The organism is Microbacterium sp. str. 'China', assembly GCF_002993305.1.
In the GTDB taxonomy this organism is placed as follows: domain Bacteria; phylum Actinomycetota; class Actinomycetes; order Actinomycetales; family Microbacteriaceae; genus Microbacterium; species Microbacterium paraoxydans.
Genome location: NZ_CP027434.1, coordinates 2,238,860 through 2,252,907, shown reverse-complemented (window position 1 = coordinate 2,252,907; position 14,048 = coordinate 2,238,860). Strand labels below are relative to the sequence as shown.

The window sequence follows — 14,048 nt, the reverse complement described above, 5'->3', positions numbered from 1 at the left end:
CAGTCGCGGCACCCAAGAGGGGAGAGACCGCATGACAGCGTGGTTGACGCTGACCGAGGCGGCCCAGCGCATCCAGGGCGGGGCGGCGCTCGCATCCGCAGAGCGACGCATCCGTCGATGGGTGGCGTCTGGCGACCTGAGGCCCCGCGCTGGCCATTTCGCCATTTCCGAGGCGTGGACGGCCTCGCAAGGTACAGCAGAGTCGGACATCTGAGCGGGCCGATCATGCGATCGATTAGTCTGGGCGTCGCCGGAACGCGCATTTCCCGTGCCGGCGTGACAAGCATGAGAGGGCAGGTTCCGCGACAGATGGCTCGCAACATGGCTCCCGCTGGGGGCGCCCCGTCTGGCGATGACCGCACTCTCGCCCTGTCTTCTATCGAGCTTTTCGCTGGTGGCGGCGGGATGGCTTTGGGGATGAAACGAGCAGGGTTCAGTCATCTCGCGCTCGCTGAGTGGTGGAAGCCTGCGGCGCTTGTTCTTCGGCATAACGCATCTGAGTCCACGTGGGACCGAGCGCGAGTCATCGAGCAGGATGTTCGCGAGGTCTTGCCGCAACTGACCGACTTGGGACCGGTGACACTGATCGCCGGCGGCCCCCCATGTCAGCCGTTCTCCCTGGCGGGTGCTAGCGCCGGACACGCTGACGAACGCAACATGTTCCCGGCCGCGCTGGACCTGGTCAGGCGCCTTCTGCCGCCTTTCGTCGTTTTCGAGAACGTTCCCGGCTTGCTACGAGCTTCTTTCGTGCCGTACCTCGAGTACGTGCAAGACCAGATGCGGCGACCCGATATCGCGCCGTCTAGCGCGGATGAGCTGTGGTCGGATCACCACTCACGCATACTCGGAAGCAGAGGTGACGATCTTTACCACGTGTTCCGAGATCAGATCGATGCAGCCGACATCGGCGTCGCCCAGAACCGCAAGCGAGTCTTCCTAATCGGTATCCGAGCGGATCTCGTAGATCGATCCGCCTGGCCCGGGATCGGACGTACTCATAGTCGCGCGGCTTTGTTTCGCGATCAGTGGATAACGGGGGAGTACTGGGAGCGGCACGGGATCAAAGCGCCACCAGAAAAGCCGAAGCATGCCCTGGCATCGCTCCGTCGAATCGCAGCGGGAAGCGAGGGTCCTGAACTGTTGCCCTGGCGAACGCTGCGCGACCTTCTGTCGCAGGTTCCTGAACCGAACCAAGCTTCCTCGCCGAAGGGATGGCCAAATCACATCGCCATCCCTGGCGCTCGCGTGTACCCAAACCACACCGGAAGTCCCATCGACCTTCCGAGCAAGACGATCAAGGCAGGCGTGCACGGGGTTGCGGGCGGTGAGGCAATGATCCGTCAGCTTGACGGCAGTGTGCGTTACCTAACGATTCGGGAGGCTGCGCTCGCTCAGGGATTCCCTCGCCAGTACGAGTTCCCCACATCGCGCAGTCGAATGATGGGCGTGATCGGTAACGCTGTTGCCGTTGACGTGGCTGCGTCGATCGGAGAAGCGCTGATCGAAACGCTACAGTCGCGGCCGCTTGCGATGACCCAAGAGCGAGAAACCGATCGGCGAGCTCCTGATGGTGTCGATGTTGACGGGTCAGCAGTGGAGGCTCTGCTAGCTTGAGCGTGTGACCGACGAACAATCGACGCCGACGGCGACATCCGAGCCACCTGAGATACGTTCGGTCGAGGACCTCGTTGCGATTCTCTCGACGGTAACGGCCGATGGTGTAGAGCGTTGGTACCGCGGTCATCGGCGACAGGACTGGCAGCTGTCGCCTTCGACGTTTCGCAACGACCCGCATCGTGAGAACGAAGAGACCATGCTTGCGCGCTTCCGCCACGAAGCGGCAGCGACCGGTCTACAGTACGGCTTCGACGAGTGGGGTTGGATCGCGTTTGCGCAGCATCATGAGCTACCCACGCGCCTACTCGACTGGTCTCAGAGTCCGCTCGTAGGTCTGTTTTTCGCCGTCGAGGAACCGGATGCGGAGCACAGAAGCGAAGACTCGCGCGACGGCACTCTGTTCATCCTCAATCCCACCAAGCTGAATCGCGACGCCGGCGATGCCGACGGGAACTTGCGGTTGCTGTCTAGCTCTGATGAGGACCTCGACAAGTACCTTCCAGGCAAAGACGGTGGCATCCAGAAGACCCCGAGGGCAGTGGTTGCGCCCCTGCTGTTCGATCGCATCCGTTTCCAGGCCGGCACGTTCACCGTCGAGCAAAAGCCTCGTCGCGCGAACCCTGAACCACTCCGGGAGTCTGCAGCCGTTCGAGCTTTCAATATCCCGGGCGACGCTAAGCCTCACATTCGGACGCAACTCGACGCACTCGGCTTCGACGAATCGACTATCTACCGAGACCTAGACCGGATTTCGCAGCGAATCAAGAAGAACTACGGGAGCTCGTCATGAGGATCCGCACCATCCCGATGCGCGAGCTGACGATAGCCAAGTTCGTCCGCATGCGCTCCGTAGTCGATCTCGACCCTCCATACCAGCGCGAGGGGGAGGTCTGGAAGCCAGGCACTCGGGCCACCCTAATCGATTCCATCATCAACGGACTCGACCTTCCTAAGCTCTATTTTGAAGAGGTTCTGGACAAGCGCGTCTCTCCGAGCGGACTTGCTTTCGAGTACGCGGTGATCGACGGCAAACAGCGCCTAGAGAGCATTCTCGCGTTCGCCGATGACTCGTTGAGACTTGCCGAGGACTTCTACTTCTTCGAGGACGAGGACGTCAAGGCGAGTGGCATGACTCTCTCAGAACTCGACGAGAGGTACCCGGAGCTGGCCGAGAGGTTCTGGGGTTTTGTGTTGCCAGTTGTAGTCGTCCATGCGAACAGCGGCGACCTCGTGGAGGAAATGTTCACTCGGCTCAACGCCGCGACAGCGCTAAATGCCGCAGAGAAGCGCAACTCTATCCAGAGTCCTACGCGAGATTCGGCCAACCGCCTCGCGGAGCACAAGCTACTCACCCAGCGCTCACCGATTCGGAGCGCGCGCTATAAGTATCGCGAGCTTGCTGCGAAATTCCTCGCCATCGAGCATCAGCTCGATACTAAGGGCAGGCTGTCGGATACCAAGGCAGCGACGCTACTAGACCTTTTTCGAGCCACTCGCGACCCGGGGCGATCGATCAGCGATGCCGCGATGGACGGCTATGAGCAGGCGGCGAACGAAACGCTGAATAGGATGTGCGATACGTTCGATGAGAACGATCCTCTCCTTCGCTCGATAGGCACTGTCGTGGTCTACTACATGTGCTTCCGAGAGGTGGACTTCGCCCGCGAAGTTCGCCCTGCTGCGCTCCAGACGTTCGAGGAAGCACGCCGCCGCGCCGCGCGGATCAACGATTCCAGCACGCTCTTCACCACGCGCGCAGACGCGCGACTGCGTGAGTACAACTTGCTCGTACAGTCCACGAACGACGGTTCCGCGCTGTCGCGAAGGGCGGAGATCTTGCGCGCCTTCGTGTTGGATGGGACGGAGGAAGATCCGATGCTTGGGCTTGAGCGGATGAGCGACGACACGCTTGATGTAGACGGCTCGGAGGAGTGAGTCACTCAAAGTAAGAGTCAAATGGGTCCTGGCAGCGTCTTAAGCTGTGCTTACACCTGAACTATGACCGAAGCCTTTGCCGATCTGGCGGGGCTTTCGTCATTCCATGGCGGAAGTCGCTGGAAAGTCGAACGCGATCGCTATGCGCATCCGCTTGATCGCGTTGGCGACCCGGATCGTGTGGAGTTGCCGCTCGAGCTCGTTCGCTGGCTAGTTTTTCAGCACGGCGACGATAACTCAGCCTCCTTGCGTCGAATACCGCCGAGCAAGGCTGCGCCCGGCTTCTTGGGCTCGGTCCCGCCACTGGACTACCTCAACGTCGGCCGCCATTGTGCGCTGCACGAGGCCACGGCGCCGTAGCTGACTTGCGATCTCCTCCAGGGAGTTCATGACCGTCGTGGTCCTCCATCGGCTGCGGTGCGAGGGAGACCCCGCAAGGATGGCGTCCTCCGGGGGCGTGACCGGCTGCAGGAGCAGCCGATGCGGACAGAGGACAACCCTCCACGTCGTCTGCAAATATGCACGAGCCGCAGCCCGGCCCCATCAGTTGAGCGATAGGCGACCTCGACGGCTCGGAGACTCGCGAATCAGTTGCGGGTGTTGACGAGGCGGGTGCCTCGGATGGCTCTCGGTGCTCGAATCGCCCGCTTCCAGACTCTCGGGGGTGGGTAGCGGCAAGCGCCCCAGCGAACGCGAACGACCATCGTCGCCGCCAGGTCCGGATCCGTGTCCAACGAGCGGGCATGTGTGCGCACTGTGCGACCGGGCCGTAGACAAGTCGCTCACGACGACTCCGGGTGCTCATGGCCCGAGGTGCGGGGGAGCGGGATGCGCTGGCTGTGCCCCTCACCCGATGCGAGCTGAGGTCGATGAGGGCGTGCCAGTACTCGGGGAGGCTCCCCGTACAGCCGCGCGAACACCCGCCTGATGCATCGCAAGTGCGATCGGTGGAAGGGCACCATGACTCTCGCCGAGGCCCGGAGGAAGCTGCACGCGGCCGCCGAGAGCGCAGCGAACCGGATCATCACGAACCTCGTGTCCTGGTGAGGGCACATGGGAGGGGAGGAGACCTGATGCGCATCACCGACTGGCTGATCCGTAGCTGAGACGCCGCAGCGACCACATGGCTCGCCCGAGACCGGTTCGCTCGACAGCATGACTCCGATCATCCTCACGCCGAGATGTGCCGAGCGCATGCCACGAAGGCCCGCCGACGCCTCGCCCGCTGGGACTTCGTCCTCAGTGTGTGGACCCGAGGTGGCACCCGCCGCCGCTGACGGCCCCCGGGGGCCACCTCCTCCCCCTGCCGTCCCCGGATCCGGTCTTTGACGACCTCGCACGGCTCCATGCCAAGGCACTCTGGCTCACCTTCGAGGACAGTTACCGCTCACCAAGGTCGCGTCACACCAGGTAGCCCCGCAAGGCGGGAGTCAAAGGCGTCGTGCGAATGCTCTATCGGGACATCGCCGCGGAGTGTGTTCGGCTCCACATGGCGAGTGTGGAAGTGCGCTACCAGGAAGGCCTCCGGGCCATTTACCGCGACTCCGCCGAGAACGACTTCATCGCAGTCAGAACGCGTACATCGAGGGCCGCCTCGTTTCCGCGTGAGTCAACGGACCTTTCGCGCCTCGCTCACACCTTCCGCGTCCAGGATCGTGGAGTCCGTGGTGATGTACAGCGGGAGCGCGGCGGCCCGCCCGTGGCCCAGCAGCGCGGGCGTGCTCGGATCAGGGACGGACCGACGGTGCCGACCAAGCTCGATCCAGGGCTCAAGGTTCGGGAGCGTGCGCAGGGCCGCGCACAGCGTCGCCGTGCGGCTGTCCTCGAAGTACCCTACCCAGGTGCCCACCGCCTTAGCGAGAACGTCGTGCTGCTCGCCAGCAACTTCGCGCAGTTCAGCGAGTACCGGCGCCGGGTCGGTCGCGTAGCGATTGCGGGCGCAGATCGCGTCGAGGGCGACGCTGAGCTTCACCGCAGGGGAGAGGCCTCGCGCTGGCATGGCCGGATGTCCTTCCTCCGGCCGAGGAGTCGAGTGTACGTCGAAGCGTCGACGTCCGCGATTGAAGCCGGTGGTTGAGCGTCGTTAGCCTTGTCTATGGACCTCAGCATTGATATCGAGCCCCCTTGTCCAAGCGATCGCGGAAAGGGTCGCGGCGAGGATTGACGTCGCGGATGCCGCCAGGTCGGAGGGCCGTGCCGCCGGTCTTGCTCAGATCCTCCGAGGCGGCGCGCATGCTCGGAATCGCGAAGCAGACGCTTCGGAACTGGCGGAGTCAGGGCGAAGGACCGCGATCCGCCCGACGGGGTGCTCTAGTTCGCTACTACCCGGATGACGTTCGGAAGTGGGCCGCCAGCGATTTCCACTGGGCGCCCAACGTCTCACATTTGACTCACATGGCGAAGTTCGCAGGTGTCGTCAGCGGTCCTTCGCTGGCGGTACCCGATTGAGAATCGCCCGATCAGCTCAGCGAAATAGGGCCATAGTTTTCTGAGTGTCTCCTGCTGTCGGAGCGCCACTTGTCGACAAGGGGTCGCAGGTTCAAATCCTGTCAGCCCGACCATTTTGGGGCCGGAATCTCGTAAGAGGTTCCGGCCCTTCTGCATTCCTGGGATCGCCGAAGGCACGAAGAGGGCACGCCCTCCGCAACCCTCTGCGACCGTCAGTGCGTCGGAAGAAGCTCCGCGATCTTCCCCGGGGCCGCGCCGACCAGCGTCTCGCAGGCCTGTGCCAACCGAGCGGCGAACAGCGCGGCGTCGGTGCGGCGGGTCAGCGCATGTGCTGCGATGCCGTCGATCATGGCGAGGATCTGCCAGGCCACGGCATCCGTGTCGTCGGTGCGGAACGCCCCGGAGCGCCGGCCCTCCTCGATGAGCTGCGCGATGAACGACTGCCAGGCGCTCATCTGCTCGTCGATGGCCGCCGACAGCGCCGCGCTGCCGCGGCCGAGGGACCAGGCGTCTACCCACACGAGCGTGATGTCGTCGTGACCGCTGCTGAGAACCGTGGAGATCATCCGCGCCATCCGTGCCGCCGGCTCGCTCTCGGTCTCGGCCTGGGTGCGGACGTCGTCCAGTTCGGATGCCGTCAGCTCGCGGAAGGTGCGCGCGACCAACTCATCCATGCTGGATGCGTAGTGTGAGACGAGCCCCGGCGCCACCCCTGCCCTGCTGGCGACCGCCCGCAGCGTCAGTGCGGACAGTCCCTTCTCCCTGGCGATCGCGATCGCGGCGTCGTAGATCTCGCCGGCGCGCTGCTCCGGCGTCTTCCTGGTCCGTGGCCGCGTATCGGATGTTGACATGGTGCCTCCAGTGTAGGAACATTCCTGTATTGGTCACGTGATCAACAAGCCGTTGTCGGCAAAGGAGATGACATGGGCTGGCGGATGCCGCACGAGGGCGATCGGCACGAACGCACCTGGATGGCGTTTCCGCGCGTGGGCGTCACCCTGGGCGACGGTGCTGCTTGGCGCGACACCGCGTACCGCGCGTGGACCGACGTCGCCCTGGCGATCGCCGAGTTCGAACCGGTGACGATGGTCGTGGACCCGACCGAGATGGCGCGGGCGCGGGACATGCTCGGCTCGGCCGTCGAGATCGTCGAGTCGCCGTTGGACGAGTTCTGGATGCGCGATTTCGGTCCCACCTTCGTCCTCGACGAGGATCGGCCTGGCGTCCTCGGCGCGGTCGACTGGATCTTCAACGGCTGGGGTGCGCCCGCGTGGGCCGAGTGGCAGGTGTCGGCCGGCGTCGCGCGCATCGTCGCCGCACACGTCGGAGCCGAGCACATCAGTTCGGTGCTCGTGAACGAGGGCGGCGGTATCCACGTCGACGGCGAGGGCACGGTGCTGCTCACCGAGACGGTGCAGCTCGACCCGAACCGCAACCCCTACGCCGACAGGGGCCGCGTCGAAGCCGAACTCGCACGCACGATCGGCGCGACCACAGCCATCTGGCTGCCCCGAGGCCTCACGCGCGACTACGACGAGTTCGGCACCAACGGACACGTCGACATCGTCGCCGCGTTCGCCGCTCCGGGCCGGGTGCTGCTGCACCGCCAGAACGACGCGGGACACCCCGACCACGTCGTCACGCGGGAGCTGAAGGCGTTCCTGCAGGACCAGTCGGATGCCGCGGGCCGCCCGCTCGAGATCATCGACGTCCCGGCCCCCGAGACCCTCCGCGACGACGACGGCTTCGTGGACTGGAGCTACATCAACCACCTCATCGTGAACGACGCCGTGATCGCGTGCGGGTTCGGTGAGGACGCTGCCGATGCCCGTGCGCGGGATATCCTCGGAGCCGCGTACCCCGGGCGACAGATCGTGACCGTCGACGCACGCCCGATCTTCGCGCGCGGCGGCGGCATCCACTGCATCACCCAGCAGCAGCCGGCGACGAGCGAGGCACCCGCATGATCGATGTGGTCGACGCGTCCATCGCGGATCTGCGGCGAGCACTCGAGACCGGTGCAGCTACCAGCGTCGCGCTGGTGCAGGCCTATCTTGCCCGCATCGACGCCTACGACGCACCCGGCACCGAGACCGCGCTCAACGCGGTCGTCGTCCGCAACCCCGACGCCCTCGCCGAAGCCGCGGCGTCCGATGCCCGCAGGGCGGCCCGGCACTCGCTCGGCCCGCTGGACGGCATCCCGTACACGGCGAAGGACAGCTACCTCGTCGCCGGGCTCACCGCGGCATGCGGATCCCCGGCGTTCGCGGATCTGATCGCGCAGCGGGACGCGTTCACGATCGAACGGCTCAGGGCCGGCGGGGCGATCTGCCTCGGCCTGACCAACATGCCGCCGATGGCGAACGGCGGGATGCAGCGCGGTGTGTACGGACGGGCGGAGAGTCCGTACAGCGCCGACTGGCTGACGAGTGCATTCGGATCCGGCTCCTCCAACGGATCGGGCACCGCGACCGCCGCGAGCTTCGCTGCCTTCGGACTCGGCGAGGAGACCTGGTCGAGCGGTCGGGCACCGGCGTCGAACAACGCCCTCTGCGCATACACGCCCAGCCGCGGCGTCATCTCGGTGCGCGGCAACTGGCCGCTGGTGCCCACGATGGACGTCGTGGTGCCGCATACCCGCACGATGGCCGATCTCTTCGAGGTGCTCGACGTGATCGTCGCCGACGACGCCGACGTCCGGGGCGACTTCTGGCGCGCCCAGCCGTGGGTGCGTATCCCTGCCGCATCCGAGGTGCGTCCGGCGTCGTACCGCGACCTCGCCGCGGCCGACCCTCGTTCCGCTCTCGCCGGCCGGCGCTTCGGCGTGCCGCGCATGTACGTCAATGCCGATCCGGATGCCGGCACCGGCACCACCATCGGAGGCGCCACCGGGCAGCGCATCGTGACCAGGGCGTCCGTCATCGACCTCTGGGAGCAGGCGCGCCGAGACCTCGAAGACGCCGGCGCCCACGTGGTCGAGGTCGACTTCCCGGTCGTCACCAACTACGAGGGTGACCGCGCCGGGGCGCCGACCGTGCGCACCAGGGGACTGGTGTCCGAGCGGTTCCTGCGCTCCGAGATCGAGGATCTCTCCGCCTGGGCGTGGGACGACTTCCTGCGCGCGAACGGCGACCCCGCGCTCGATCGGCTCGAACTCGTCGACGGCGCGCACATCTTCCCGCATCCGGAAGGTGCCCTCCCGGATCGCTACACCGGCTTCGATGACGAGATCGCCGGGTATCCGGCCCTCGTCCGCGAGCGCCCGTACGCGTCATTCACCGACATCCCGCATCTCGAGGAGGGCGTGCGCGGGCTCGAGGAGACCCGCCACGTCGACCTCGAGGAGTGGATGGACGCGCTCGGCCTCGACGCCGTGATCTTCCCCGCCGTCGCCGACGTCGGCCCCGCCGACATGGACGTGAACCCGGCATCCGCCGACGCGGGTTGGCGCAACGGTGTGTGGGTCGCGAACGGGAATCTCGCGATCCGACATCTCGGCATCCCGACCGTCACGGTGCCGATGGGCACGACGGCAGACATCGGGATGCCGGTGGGTCTGACCATCGCGGGCCGCGGCTGGGACGACTCCGCCCTGCTGCGCCTCGCCGCCGCGTTCGAGGCGACCGGCGAGCGCCGTACTGCACCGCCGCGCACTCCCGCTCTTCCCGGACAGGAACTCTCGTGACGTCGCCCTTTCCGCGCCCGGAGCGGCGCCTGCAGATCACGGCCGACGCCTCGGATCCGCTCCAGCGCGGCGTCGAGCGCGGCAGGCAGCTGCGTGAGACTCTGCCCGGCGCGATCGACGCGTATGACCGGCTCTTCCGCCTCGGCGCCGTCGACGAGAAGACCGTGCGCGACGACGCCGAGCGGCTGCTCGACGTGATCGATGCCCACCGTCCGGCGCTGCGCGCGCAGATCGAGGGCATCGCCGCCGGTGCGGATGCCGAGATCTGGCGCGTCGCCGCATTGAACGGCCGCACGGAGATCCTGTCCCGCAGCATCGCCGTACCGCCGGGAGAGTGCTCGACCATCGTGCGCTCGATCCGCGATGCGGACGGCCGCGCGCACACCCTCGGCGTGCAGACGTGGGACTGGCACATGGAGATCGCGCCGTATTGGCACACGATCATCTCGCGCGGCGGTGTCCACGACTACGCCGGGCTCACCGAATGCGGCATCCTCGGCAAGATCGGCGTGAACAGCGCCGGCGTCGCGCTGCACTTCAACATCCTGGGGCACCGGTCCGACCGGCCAGAGGGCATCCCGATGCACGTGCTCGCCGCTCTCGTGCTCGAGGAGGCCTCCAGCGTCGCGCACGCCGTCGAACTGGTGCGCGAGGCGCCGGTCACGAGCTCCGGCTCGTTCGCGCTCTTCGACGCCGCGGGCGACGCCGTGCTGCTGGACATCTGCCCCGAAGGCGTGTTCTCCGCGCCCGCGATCACCGAGGGCACCTGGCTGCGCACGAATCACTTCCTCACCGAAGCACCGGCGGCGCACGAGAAGACCTGGCTGTACCAGCCCGACTCCGGTCAGCGCTGGGACTTCCTCCGGGGTCGACTGCTGTCGGCGGGCGCAGCGACGGATGCCGAGCAGCTGCGCGCGATGCTCGTGACCGGCGACGGCGAGCCTCCGGTGACCTGCATACCCGACCTCGCGCTTCCGATGGGACAGCGGTGGGCCAGCCTGGCCACCGTCGTGCTCGACCCCGCCGGTCGTCGCGCCGACGTGCTCGACGGCACTCCGGCCGAAAACGCCACCCGCCCGCATCTGGCGCTCGCGCTCTGACCCGATCGAAGGGACCACCATGACCGACACCGCCACCGTCTATCGCAACGCCACCGTCTTCGACGGGCTCGCGGATGCTCCGGTGCAGTCCGCGTTCGCCGTGTGCGGCGATCGCATCCTCGCTGTCGGCACGGAGACGGAGGTCCGCTCCGCGGCAGGTGAGGGTGCCGCGGTCGTGGACCTCGGCGGGGCGTTCGTGATGCCCGGTGTCATCGAGGCGCACGCGCACCTGGCGATGTTCGGCCACGCGCAGGGCAAGGTGCAACTCCGCGACTGCACCTCGGTGGCACAGATCCAGCAGCGGCTGCTCGAGGCCCGGGCGATGAACCCGGACGCGACGGTCATCGAGGGGGTCAGCTGGCTGTTCGACGCTCTGCCTGACGGCGTCACCCAGCCGACCGCGGCGATGATCGACGAGGTGATCGACGACATCCCGGTCTTCCTCGACGCGAACGACCTGCACAGCACCTGGGTGAACACAGCCGCGCTGCGCGCCGCCGGCATAGACCGCGACACCGTCGACCCGATCGGCGGCCAGGTCGTGCGGGACGACGACGGAGAGGCGACCGGGTTCCTGCTCGAGACCGCGGCGATGGATCTGCTCGCGGACTATCTCGACGGCATCCGGACCGAGGAGGAGGTCGACGGCCACCTCGAGCTCGCCTTCGGCGCGTATCTGGCGGCCGGCGTCACCGGTGCCGCCGACATGGCCATGACAGAGCAGTCGATGGCGGCGCTGCGGCGTCGGCTCGACCGCGACGGTCGGCTGCCGTTCCCGGTCACCGCGCACTGGTGGCTGAGCTCCACCGGCGACCCGGCAGCCGATCTCGCCCAGGTCGAGCGTGCGGTGCAGCTGCGTGACGAGCTCGATGCCACGGGCACGCCGTGGCTGAAGGTCGTCGGGGTGAAGTTCATCCTCGACGGCGTGATCGACGCGTGCACCGCCGCGATGGTGCGCCCGTATGCCGACGGCTCGAACGCCGACCCGATCTGGAGCCGCGAGGCCGCGACGCCGGTCGCGATCGCCGCCGACCGCGCCGGCCTGCAGCTCGCGATGCACGCGATCGGAGACGCGGCGAGCGCACTGGCCGTCGACCTCGTCGAGGCCTGCGAGCGGGCGAACGGCACCGACATCGCCCGCCGCCCGCGCATCGAGCATCTGGAGTCGGTCGCGCCCGAGACGGTCGCACGGATGCGCGCGCACGGCATCGCGGCATCCATGCAGCCGGTGCACTGCGACCCCGCCATTCTGGACAACTGGATGGCGATGCTCGGCGATCAGCGCGCTGAGGACGGCTTCCCGTGGAACTGGTTCCGCGACGTCGACGTTCCCGTCGCGCTGGGTACCGACGCCCCCACCGCACCCCACGAGGCTCTGCACAACCTGTTCATCGCGATGACCGGGCGATCCTCGATCGACCGCGCGCTGCCGCCGTACCACCCCGAGCGTGCGTTCACCGCCGCGCAGGCACTCGCTGCGGCGACGTCCGGCGCGGCCCACGTCGGCGCGATCGACGACGCCTACGGCCGGATCGCGCCCGGCTTCTTCGCGAACGTCGCCGTGCTGGACATCGACCCGCTGTCCGCGCCGACCGACGACCTGCTCACCGGTGCCGTGCTGCTCACCCTCGTGCACGGCGAGGTCGCCTACCGGCGGCCATGAGCTCCCGCTCCTGAATCCCGAACGCCCCCTGCACCGACGCAGGAGGGTGCCCGTCCTGGAAGGACCGTCATGTCCGACACATCCGCCACCCCCGCTCCTGGTGCCGTCGCGCCCGGATCCGAGTCCGATTTCGTCGACTCCGCCAGCACCCCCGAGACCCGGGGCATCGAACTCATCGACGACGCCCAACGGCACGGGAGAGCGCGCGATCTGTTCTTCGTCTGGAGCGCTCCGGGCGTCAGCGTGCTGAACATCACGGTCGGCGCCTCGATGACGCTCGTGCTCGGCCTGGAGATCTGGCAGGCGCTGCTCGTGATCCTGGCATCGAGCGCGCTCGCTCTGCTGCCGGGTATCGTCGCCATCTCCGGACCGGCAGCCGGCACCTCCGGCTCCGTGGTCCAGCGAGCGATCTACGGTATCCACGGCAACAAGATCGTCATCGCGTTCTACGGCTGGTTCATCTCGGGCGTCTTCCTCGCGCTGAACTGGGTGGCGGCGTCGTTCATCGGCGGCGAACTGCTCGTGCGGTGGGGCTTCCCCGATCCGATCGCGGCATCGATCCTGGTGGCGGTCGTGGTCTCGACGATCACCGTGATCGTCGCCGTGTACGGTCACGCCCTCATTCTGAAGGCCTACCTGGCGATCTCGATCGGGCTGTTCGTGATCTTCGCACTCGTCATCGGCTTCCTCGCGCCCGCGCTGGATTGGGGGTTCGCGCAGCCCGAGCCGCTCAGCGGGCTGCCGCTGTGGGTGAGCGTCACGATCGCGTTCGCGCTGATGGCATCGTCGCCGCTGTCGTTCAGCAACAGCGCCGATATGGCCCGCTATCTGCCACGCGACACCAAAGCGTCCGGCATCATCGGCGCGACGGCGCTGGGACAGCTCTTCCCCGCGGTGCTCATCACCGCCTTCGGCGTCGTGCTGGGCGGCTCCATCGGGCCGGACAGCCTCGCGAACGGCATCGAGTACTCCCTGCTCGAGAAGCTGCCGGTGTGGCTCGCCCCGCTGTTCGTACTCGGCGTCCTGGTGAACTGCATCTCGCTCAACGGCATGACGACGTACACGGCGAGCATGGCGCTGCAGTCGATCGGCGTGCCGATCCGCCGCATCCCCTCCGCGATCCTCATCGGTGCGCTCGGCTGCGCGTTCACGATCGTGCTCGTCGTCGCATCCGACCTGATCAGCGCCGTCAACCTGATGCTGCAGTTCCTGCTGATCATCTCCGTGCCCACGATGGGTGTCTACGTCGCCGACATCGTCCTGCGCCGCAACCGCTACTCCGGTACCGACCTGTTCGACGAACGGCCCGGCGGCAGGTTCTGGTACACCGGCGGCTTCGGCCTCCCGGGTCTCGTCTCCGTGGTCACCGGTGGCTTCGCCACCGCGATGTTCCTGTCGACGACGGTATGGACCGGCCCGCTCGGCGCGGCGCTGGGCGGGCTCGACCTCTCGGTGCCGGTCGGACTCCTGGTCTCGGTGGGCCTGTACGCCGTGCTCGCAGGACGGACGGTGCGCGCGCAGATCGGCGGCTGAGCCCGGCGGCCTCCGCGATTGCTCTCTTCGGGCTCGGGCGTCAAGGGGGGCGCGGCGCCGCCGTCCC

At 67.1% G+C, this 14,048-nt stretch carries 12 protein-coding genes; 10 read left to right on the top strand and 2 right to left on the bottom strand.

The window, feature by feature from the left end:
• The first annotated feature begins 117 nt into the window (after positions 1–117).
• The 4 genes from C6C15_RS10845 (at position 118) to C6C15_RS17090 (ending at position 3,912) form a co-directional block, all read left to right on the top strand.
• The gene (locus C6C15_RS10845) at positions 118–1,614 is read left to right on the top strand and encodes a DNA cytosine methyltransferase (protein ID WP_105950073.1); all 1,497 of its coding nucleotides are present in this window, start codon (positions 118–120) and stop codon (positions 1,612–1,614) included.
• A gap of 4 nt (positions 1,615–1,618) precedes the next feature.
• Positions 1,619–2,407, top strand: coding sequence for an FRG domain-containing protein (locus C6C15_RS10840; RefSeq protein ID WP_105950072.1), 789 nt, complete (start codon positions 1,619–1,621; stop codon positions 2,405–2,407).
• A complete protein-coding gene (locus C6C15_RS10835) occupies positions 2,404–3,552 on the top strand; it encodes a DUF262 domain-containing protein (protein WP_105950071.1) in 1,149 nt (382 codons plus the stop codon). The genes C6C15_RS10840 and C6C15_RS10835 overlap by 4 nt, the downstream gene beginning before the upstream one ends.
• A 63-nt stretch (positions 3,553–3,615) precedes the next feature.
• Entirely contained in the window at positions 3,616–3,912 is a 297-nt protein-coding gene (locus C6C15_RS17090; RefSeq protein WP_158698546.1) for a hypothetical protein, read from the top strand.
• Positions 3,913–5,161: 1,249 nt separating this feature from the next.
• Here the strand turns inward: C6C15_RS17090 and C6C15_RS10825 are convergent.
• Positions 5,162–5,551, bottom strand: a complete 390-nt coding sequence (locus C6C15_RS10825; protein ID WP_105950070.1) for a hypothetical protein — start codon at positions 5,549–5,551, stop codon at positions 5,162–5,164.
• Positions 5,552–5,724: 173 nt separating this feature from the next.
• Here C6C15_RS10825 and C6C15_RS10820 point away from each other — a divergent pair, with 173 nt between their 5' ends.
• The gene (locus C6C15_RS10820) at positions 5,725–6,000 is read left to right on the top strand and encodes a helix-turn-helix domain-containing protein (RefSeq protein ID WP_105950069.1); all 276 of its coding nucleotides are present in this window, start codon (positions 5,725–5,727) and stop codon (positions 5,998–6,000) included.
• 212 nt (positions 6,001–6,212) lie between these two features.
• Here C6C15_RS10820 and C6C15_RS10815 read toward each other — a convergent pair whose 3' ends face one another.
• Positions 6,213–6,851, bottom strand: a complete 639-nt coding sequence (locus C6C15_RS10815; RefSeq protein ID WP_105950068.1) for a TetR/AcrR family transcriptional regulator — start codon at positions 6,849–6,851, stop codon at positions 6,213–6,215.
• Positions 6,852–6,923: 72 nt separating this feature from the next.
• On the opposite strand from C6C15_RS10815, the gene C6C15_RS10810 reads away from it, so the two are divergent.
• The 5 genes from C6C15_RS10810 (at position 6,924) to C6C15_RS10790 (ending at position 13,981) form a co-directional block, all read left to right on the top strand.
• Positions 6,924–7,967: an agmatine deiminase family protein gene (locus C6C15_RS10810; protein WP_105950067.1), complete on the top strand. Its 1,044-nt coding sequence runs from the start codon at positions 6,924–6,926 to the stop codon at positions 7,965–7,967.
• Entirely contained in the window at positions 7,964–9,685 is a 1,722-nt protein-coding gene (locus C6C15_RS10805) for an amidase (protein WP_105950066.1), read from the top strand. The genes C6C15_RS10810 and C6C15_RS10805 overlap by 4 nt, the downstream gene beginning before the upstream one ends.
• Positions 9,682–10,785 (top strand): C45 family autoproteolytic acyltransferase/hydolase, encoded by a 1,104-nt coding sequence (locus C6C15_RS10800; RefSeq protein WP_105950065.1) that lies wholly within the window; start codon positions 9,682–9,684, stop codon positions 10,783–10,785. Before C6C15_RS10805 ends, C6C15_RS10800 begins: the two co-directional genes overlap by 4 nt.
• 19 nt (positions 10,786–10,804) lie before the next feature.
• A complete protein-coding gene (locus C6C15_RS10795; RefSeq protein WP_105950064.1) occupies positions 10,805–12,448 on the top strand; it encodes an amidohydrolase in 1,644 nt (547 codons plus the stop codon).
• 69 nt (positions 12,449–12,517) lie between these two features.
• Positions 12,518–13,981, top strand: a complete 1,464-nt coding sequence (locus C6C15_RS10790) for a purine-cytosine permease family protein (protein ID WP_105950063.1) — start codon at positions 12,518–12,520, stop codon at positions 13,979–13,981.
• The last annotated feature ends 67 nt before the right edge of the window (positions 13,982–14,048 follow it).

What these genes read in the sequence shown, in the direction of transcription:
- C6C15_RS10845 (WP_105950073.1), top strand. Translation starts at nt 118, where the DNA reads ATGGGTGGCGTCTGGCGACCTGAGGCCCCGCGCTGGCCATTTCGCCAT.
- C6C15_RS10835 (WP_105950071.1), top strand. Translation starts at nt 2,404, where the DNA reads ATGAGGATCCGCACCATCCCGATGCGCGAGCTGACGATAGCCAAGTTC.
- C6C15_RS17090 (WP_158698546.1), top strand. Translation starts at nt 3,616, where the DNA reads ATGACCGAAGCCTTTGCCGATCTGGCGGGGCTTTCGTCATTCCATGGC.
- C6C15_RS10825 (WP_105950070.1), bottom strand. Translation starts at nt 5,551, where the DNA reads ATGCCAGCGCGAGGCCTCTCCCCTGCGGTGAAGCTCAGCGTCGCCCTC.
- C6C15_RS10820 (WP_105950069.1), top strand. Translation starts at nt 5,725, where the DNA reads ATGCCGCCAGGTCGGAGGGCCGTGCCGCCGGTCTTGCTCAGATCCTCC.
- C6C15_RS10815 (WP_105950068.1), bottom strand. Translation starts at nt 6,851, where the DNA reads ATGTCAACATCCGATACGCGGCCACGGACCAGGAAGACGCCGGAGCAG.
- C6C15_RS10810 (WP_105950067.1), top strand. Translation starts at nt 6,924, where the DNA reads ATGGGCTGGCGGATGCCGCACGAGGGCGATCGGCACGAACGCACCTGG.
- C6C15_RS10805 (WP_105950066.1), top strand. Translation starts at nt 7,964, where the DNA reads ATGATCGATGTGGTCGACGCGTCCATCGCGGATCTGCGGCGAGCACTC.
- C6C15_RS10795 (WP_105950064.1), top strand. Translation starts at nt 10,805, where the DNA reads ATGACCGACACCGCCACCGTCTATCGCAACGCCACCGTCTTCGACGGG.
- C6C15_RS10790 (WP_105950063.1), top strand. Translation starts at nt 12,518, where the DNA reads ATGTCCGACACATCCGCCACCCCCGCTCCTGGTGCCGTCGCGCCCGGA.